This window comes from Pedobacter sp. (assembly GCF_035317785.1).
GTDB lineage: Bacteria > Bacteroidota > Bacteroidia > Sphingobacteriales > Sphingobacteriaceae > Pedobacter.
On sequence record NZ_DATHGC010000271.1, the window covers coordinates 1 to 6,452 of the forward strand.

General features: G+C 44.9%; 5 protein-coding genes and 1 pseudogene. 4 read left to right on the top strand and 2 right to left on the bottom strand.

The genetic code is table 11. The features are described from left to right. Together VK541_RS16780 and VK541_RS16785 are read left to right on the top strand one after the other, a co-directional pair. On the top strand, window positions 1-1,601 hold a 1,601-nt coding region (locus tag VK541_RS16780; RefSeq protein WP_324371485.1), incomplete at its 5' end, for a PDZ domain-containing protein. Between the two features lie 45 nt (window positions 1,602-1,646). Then, window positions 1,647-3,002, top strand: coding sequence for a PhoPQ-activated pathogenicity-related family protein (locus VK541_RS16785; RefSeq protein ID WP_324371486.1), 1,356 nt, complete (start codon window positions 1,647-1,649; stop codon window positions 3,000-3,002). 3 nt (window positions 3,003-3,005) lie between these two features. Here the strand turns inward: VK541_RS16785 and VK541_RS16790 are convergent, their stop codons facing one another. Further along, the gene (locus VK541_RS16790; protein WP_324371487.1) at window positions 3,006-3,824 is read right to left on the bottom strand and encodes a DUF3307 domain-containing protein; all 819 of its coding nucleotides are present in this window, start codon (window positions 3,822-3,824) and stop codon (window positions 3,006-3,008) included. After that, window positions 3,825-4,457, bottom strand: coding sequence for a hypothetical protein (locus VK541_RS16795; protein WP_324371488.1), 633 nt, complete (start codon window positions 4,455-4,457; stop codon window positions 3,825-3,827). It lies immediately after the preceding gene. A 210-nt stretch (window positions 4,458-4,667) separates the two neighbouring features. Between VK541_RS16795 and VK541_RS16800 the strand changes: the two genes are divergently transcribed. Together VK541_RS16800 and VK541_RS16805 are read left to right on the top strand one after the other, a co-directional pair. Then, complete coding sequence (locus VK541_RS16800; RefSeq protein WP_324371489.1) at window positions 4,668-6,047, top strand: Gfo/Idh/MocA family oxidoreductase; 1,380 nt, start codon at window positions 4,668-4,670, stop codon at window positions 6,045-6,047. A gap of 71 nt (window positions 6,048-6,118) precedes the next feature. After that, window positions 6,119-6,452, top strand: a pseudogene (locus VK541_RS16805) (hypothetical protein); the annotation flags it as partial.

The window sequence follows — 6,452 nt, forward strand, 5'->3', positions numbered from 1 at the left end:
GGCTTGACATGGTGAATTCACTGGTCGAATCACCCCAGACAGAAAGTTTGTTTGAATTGAGAGGAACGGTCTCAGCTCCGGTGACAAATATACATTTGTCAGGGTTCCAGCTTACCCAGACCCTGCGTACTTTCATGAAGAATAAAGAGCCTCTGCTGCGCAGTGACTGGACGATCTACCGGGGCGGGGCAGTTACATTGGAAGGTGCTGCGGGATGCACTATAAAAAACTGTTATTTCAACAGTGTCGGCGGCAATGCGATAGTTTTCACCAACTACAACAGGAACAATGAGGTGTCGGCCTGCAGGATCGACAGGGCAGGCAGCAGTGCAGTGATATTTGCTGGTGACCCCGGGGCTGTCAGATCTCCGTTATTCAGGTACGAAGAATTTAATGATCTGGCAGCTATCGATAAAACCCCGGGGCCAAAGACCGACAATTACCCCTCTGATTGCCTGGTATATAACAATCTGATTGAATATATCGGCCAGACGGAGAAGCAGGTTGCAGGGGTGGAGATTTCTATGGCCATGAATATTGTGGTACGTCATAATACAATAGATAATGTGCCGCGTGCAGGTATCAATATTAGTGAAGGTACCTGGGGCGGGCATGTGATCGAAGGAAATGATGTTTTCAATACTGTTTTGGAGACCGGTGACCATGGCGCTTTCAATTCCTGGGGCAGAGACCGTTTCTGGCATCCTGACCGGCCGAAGATGGACAGCATTGTGGCGGTCCATCCGGAACTGATCCTGCTGGACATGATCCGGCCAAACGTGATCCGCAATAACCGTTTTCGCTGTGACCATGGCTGGGATATCGATTTAGATGATGGTTCCGGCAATTATCAGATTTACAACAACGTACTGCTCAACGGAGGACTTAAGCTCCGCGAAGGATTTTACCGTAAGGTCTTTAATAATGTGATCCTCAACAACTCTTTTCATCCGCATGTGTGGTTTAAAAACAGTAAAGACAGCTTCAGAAGTAATATTGTCTCGTCCGCTTATTTCCCCATAGGGATCAGCGATTGGGGAAATGGCATTGATTCCAATTTTTTTAACGATGCCCGTTCATTGCAAAAGGCACAGGCCAACGGCACTGACGCGAACAGCAGGTACGGCGACCCGATGTTTATAGATGCTGCAACAGGTGATTATCGCGTAAGCAGCAGATCCGCTGCGCTTCAAACCGGATTTAGGAACTTTCCCATGGATCGGTTTGGGGTCTTGTTACCCCGGCTCAGGGCGATTGCACAAAAGGTTACCTTACCGGTACTCAGCGGTTCGGAAGGGCCAAAAGCTGATCAGATTTACGATTTTTTAGGAGCTAAGGTTAAGAACCTCAATACGCTCGGTGAGCGGTCTGCTACTGGAATGGATACCGAGAGGGGTGTGCTGCTCCTCACAGTCCCGAGGACAAGTTTACTGTACGGAAAGCTTAGTCCCAATGATGTGATCCTTGAATTTAATGGGCGAGAGGTCAATAATTACAGTGATCTGCAGCAAGAGAAAATGAACCTGCAGTTGAGCCACCAGATATCCTTATCTTTTTTCCGAAATCAGCAGCTGCAAAAGATTCAGATCGCACTCAAATAATTGGAGAAAATAGTTTATGTTTATTCTGATCTAATCAGATACGGAATGAAAATGTTTTCTTTTAAAAGGCTTCCTGTTCTTCTTTTATTATTTTTATGCTCATTTGCCCGGGCTCAAACGGCAATAACACCGGCCACGGCCTTAAAAAGCTATTTAAATAATGGCGATAAAACCCATCATTGGGAAATTAAGGAATCGTATATCCTTGATGATGTAACTGTTTACGCCCTTCTGCTGACTTCGCAAAAATGGCGTGAGTACACATGGACGCATCAGCTGACCATAATGGTCCCTAAAGAGAATAAATATGACGGGGCCCTGCTGTTCATTACCGGAGGGAGTATCAATAAAGAGGGGCTGCCAAACTGGAATGGCAAAGATGATGGTGTGATCAAAACCTTTGCTTCAATCGCGAAGCGAAACAATGCAATAACGGCTGTATTGAAACAAACTCCAAATCAGCCGCTGTACAATGGCCTGACTGAGGATGCGCTGATCTCTTATACCCTGCACAACTTTAAAAAAGACGGAGATTACAGCTGGCCCTTACTTTTTCCTATGGTCAAATCCGCCACAGGTGCCATGACTGCGGTACAGGAATTTTCAAAACAGAAGCTCGGCCATAAGGTTAGCCGTTTCGTGGTATCCGGAGCATCCAAGCGCGGCTGGACTACCTGGCTTGCAGGTGCCATCGACAAGAGGGTCACTGCAATAGCACCTATGGTGATCGATATGCTGAACATGCCGGTCAGTATGAACTATCAGATCAAGGTCTGGAAAGATTACAGCGTACAGATAGAGGATTACGTTAAGCTTGGCCTTGTTCAGGACATAGGAACAAATGCCAGTAATGACCTTACTGCCATGATAGATCCTTATTCGTACCGAAAGATGCTGACCATGCCTAAAATGATAGTGATGGGCACCAATGATGAATACTGGCCTATAGATAACATTAAAAATTACTACGACAGCATACCCGGCCAAAACCTGATTCATTATGTACCCAATGTAGGCCACGGCCTGGGAGATGGGGTAGAAGCGATGACTACCCTAAGCGCTTTCTTTGGCTATACCTTATCAAAGACCCCTTATCCTGTCTGTACATGGACAGCCTCATCAACAAACAAGGCCGTTAATGTTTCGGTCAAAACTACGGCAGCCCGGCTGACTGATGTGATTATCTGGGAAGCTGATTCTCCGGACATGGATTTTAGAAACGATAAATGGCAATCCAGAAGCCTGGGTATTCATCACCAGTCTGTGGTAAATGTTACTGAAGAGTTACCTGCCTCTGGATACAGGGCTTTTTATATCAATTTAAAATATAAGGATGCAAAAGGGGGAGAGCATACAGAAAGCACAAGGGTATTCATGACTGATGACAAAAAGATCTTTTAACCATTAATTTAAAAAGAAGTTCATCAAAATCCCGATCATTGCTGCCGATACAAAGCTCACCAATGTTCCAACCAATACATATTCTGTCTTTAACTGAGTATTGGCCTCCTTTTCACTAAATCTTAATATTGATTTTGCAGTCATCAAAAATCCAATGGCCGTATATTGACCTACCAGTACAAAAGTCAGGATCAGGATCCTTTCGCAGATCCCTATCCATTTGCCTGCGCTGGCGAGCCCGAGTACCTGTTCTTCATTATTTATGATCTGTTCTTCAGGAATGTGATCTGTTGCCAGATCCTCTTCAGGAATTGCTGCGGCTGCAGGTTCAGGATCAGACTTTAGTTTTTCCCTCGAGATCTGGTCGCGCCATCGCTGTGTTGCTTTTCCAATGACTATGCCTAAGGGCCAGCTTGCAAGGATATATCCCCCGGCTATGATCCAGAACCTGGTGTTTTCTGCGAGCAGCTGCATTAGTGGCAGTATAGCTGTCCATTTATCTTTTAAAGAGAGCCAGAGTATCACTATAACCAAAACATGTGCGACCTGATCTGCAATGAAATAACCGAAATTTCCTTTGTCCGCCTTAGATTTAAGGTAATCAATTACAAGATGAGTACTGAGGATCACCAGCGGAATGACCCAGTTACAGTATTCACCGGAGAAGAGGTATGCCACCAGTGTGGTGACGAGTATATGCAGGTAGAGTTTTCGGGACCTTCCCCTTTTTTCTTCCCGGTCCTTTACCCAGCTTTTGGGCTGAAAAACGAAATCAGTAAGCAAATGTGCGATAAGCAACCTCAATAATAAGTTTATTTCCATCTATCCCTGTTGTACTAAGTAAGCTAAATATTTCATTGCAGGTTCAAATTCTTTCCATCCTGCAGACCGCAGCCTGCTGTTGACAGAAGGTTGGGAGAGTGATAGTTCTTCTGCGATCTCCTGCTGGATTTTACCTTCCAGAAGCAGGAATATTACCTCCGCCTGTCCGGGTGTCCAATTGCTAATATACTTATTTACGAAGTTAAGTATGATTTCAATGCCGGTATTTTTTTCATTGTTGTTGGTATGGATAGCCAGAAATTCATCATCTTTCATAATGTCAAAGTTCCTGCCTGATAAGTGAAATGCTTCACCGTCTGAATTCAATACATTTTTACCAATGTAAGAAACTTCCCCGATGCCTATGGAAATGCGTGTGCCCAGGCTCAGTCTGTTCTTTTCATCGGAATGTTTTTTGAACCAGCAAACCAGCTGTACGCTTCTGGTGATTGCTTCAGATGCCTGGTCAAAAAGTACCTGGTAACTATCGCCCCTGAATATTTCTGCATTGACTTTTTCTGTGATCCAGGTTTTAAGTAAATGCGCTGTATCTTCAATTAATGACTTCCTTTTGGCCGGTGGCAGCTTTGTGAAGTTGATGATATCTCCTGTTATTACAGCCTTTGTTTTCATAACTCATCATTAAATACCATACAATTATAGAGTATAAGTTCTATAAAAGCAAATTATAGAGTAATTATTCTATAATCGATAATTATAGAGCTTATGTTCTATAATTAATATTGTTAATAAAGTATTACAATAACTTGTGTATACAAGATAAAATTCAATATATTTGGTATAGAGGCTGTTTACAGCTGAGTAACCAATTATAAACCTGTTATGACCACAAAGAACCAAACCCCGGAGGTTTCCCGCAGGAAATTTCTGCAATCAGCTGCGGTTGCGGCCATTGCCCCCTCACTCTTAATGAACTCATTTACTGCTTCGGCAAAAGCTCCCGGCACTAAGCTCCGGCATGCTTGTATTGGCGTAGGGGGGATGGGTGGCTATGACCTGAGTAACTTTAAATCACATCCCGATGTGGAGATCGTTGCGATCTGTGACGTAGACAGCGACATCCTGAAAAAGGCAGCAGAGGGGCTTCCCGGTGTAAGAACCTATACCGATTGGCGGGAATTATTAAAAAAGGAAGCTAAAAATATTGACTCTGTGAATGTGTCCGTGCCAGATCATATGCACTTTTCGATCGCCTACCGCGCGATCAAGGCAGGTAAACATGTCTATTGTCAAAAGCCGCTGTGCCATGATGTGGCTGAAGTAAGGTCACTAACTAAAGCAGCTATCAAAGCAGGTGTTACCACTCAACTGGGTACCCAGATTGCCTCATCAGCCTGTGACCGTACAGCGGTGCAGCTGATCAAAGATGGTGTGATCGGGAAGATTAAACATGCTTATTTATGCTCAAACAGATCAGGTGCTGTGGAATTCAGGATGGTAGAGCCTCAGCCTGCACAAAACCCGCCAGCAAATTTAAACTGGGACCTCTGGCTGGGTACAGGACCGGTAAGGCCTTACGGACCAGGAATTTATCACCAGGCCAAATGGAGGTCATGGCAGGATTTTGGAACGGGATGGTCAGGAGATATTGGCTGCCATATCTTTGATGCAGTCTGGAAGGGACTGGGACTCAAAGCCCCGATATCTGTACAGGCGGAAGTTCTTCAGGCCTGGAAAAATGCTCCGGAAAAAAGAAAGGAAAACTGGCCATGGGCCGACCACATCACCTGGGTATTTCCAGGCAATACATTTACAGAATCAGACAAGCTGACTTTAGAATGGTTTGACGGCGAGATGCTTCCACCACAGGAAGTCCGTGAATTATATACTTCTGGTAAATATCCCGAAGAATGCGCCATGCTGATTGGTACAGAAGGCGCCCTGCTGATCCCTCACGGCGGAGAAAAGCCGGTATTGCTGCCGGTAGATAAATTTAAGGACAAGGAAGTACGTAAAATTGAAGGCCGCAACCATTACCACCATTTTGTAAATGCATGTTTGGGCGGAGAAAAAACAGAGTCGCACTTTGCACAATCGGGTCCGATGACCGAGGCCATCTTATTGGGTACGGTAGCGATCCGTGTCCCGGATCAGCTCCTGCAATGGGATGCCGCCAATATGAAGTTCCCCAATAACCCGGAAGCCAATAAATACTTAAAAAGAAAATATAGAAAAGGCTGGGAAATTGAAGGAGAGTTTTAATGACCATCAAAACAGGAGCGTAAAGAGATTCAAATAAAGGGCATATATTTGAGGTTACAACGATGATCAAAATGCGTAGAACCACCTTGCTTATATGCCTTTTTTATGGAACTTCCCTTATTGCCTTTGCGCAAAGAAAGACAGTTCAAAATTACGATTACAACCGTGCACCACTTTCTCCGCAAAGCTATGTGCAGCTTCCTCTTGGCAGCATCAAAGCCAAAGGCTGGTTATTAAAGCAACTGGAGCTGCAAAAAGACGGCGCTACAGGACACGCTGAGGAACTTTATCCTGAGGCAGACAACCTGGGTGCCGGTTCAGACTGGCTGGGCGGTAAAGGCTCCGGATGGGAGCGGGTACCTTATTATGTAAAGGGGCTGGTCGCACTCGCTTATACCCTGGATG

Excerpts from the sequence above, each read along its gene's own strand:
- VK541_RS16785 (WP_324371486.1), top strand. The coding sequence starts at position 1,647 with ATGAAAATGTTTTCTTTTAAAAGGCTTCCTGTTCTTCTTTTATTATTT.
- VK541_RS16790 (WP_324371487.1), bottom strand. The coding sequence starts at position 3,824 with ATGGAAATAAACTTATTATTGAGGTTGCTTATCGCACATTTGCTTACT.
- VK541_RS16795 (WP_324371488.1), bottom strand. The coding sequence starts at position 4,457 with ATGAAAACAAAGGCTGTAATAACAGGAGATATCATCAACTTCACAAAG.
- VK541_RS16800 (WP_324371489.1), top strand. The coding sequence starts at position 4,668 with ATGACCACAAAGAACCAAACCCCGGAGGTTTCCCGCAGGAAATTTCTG.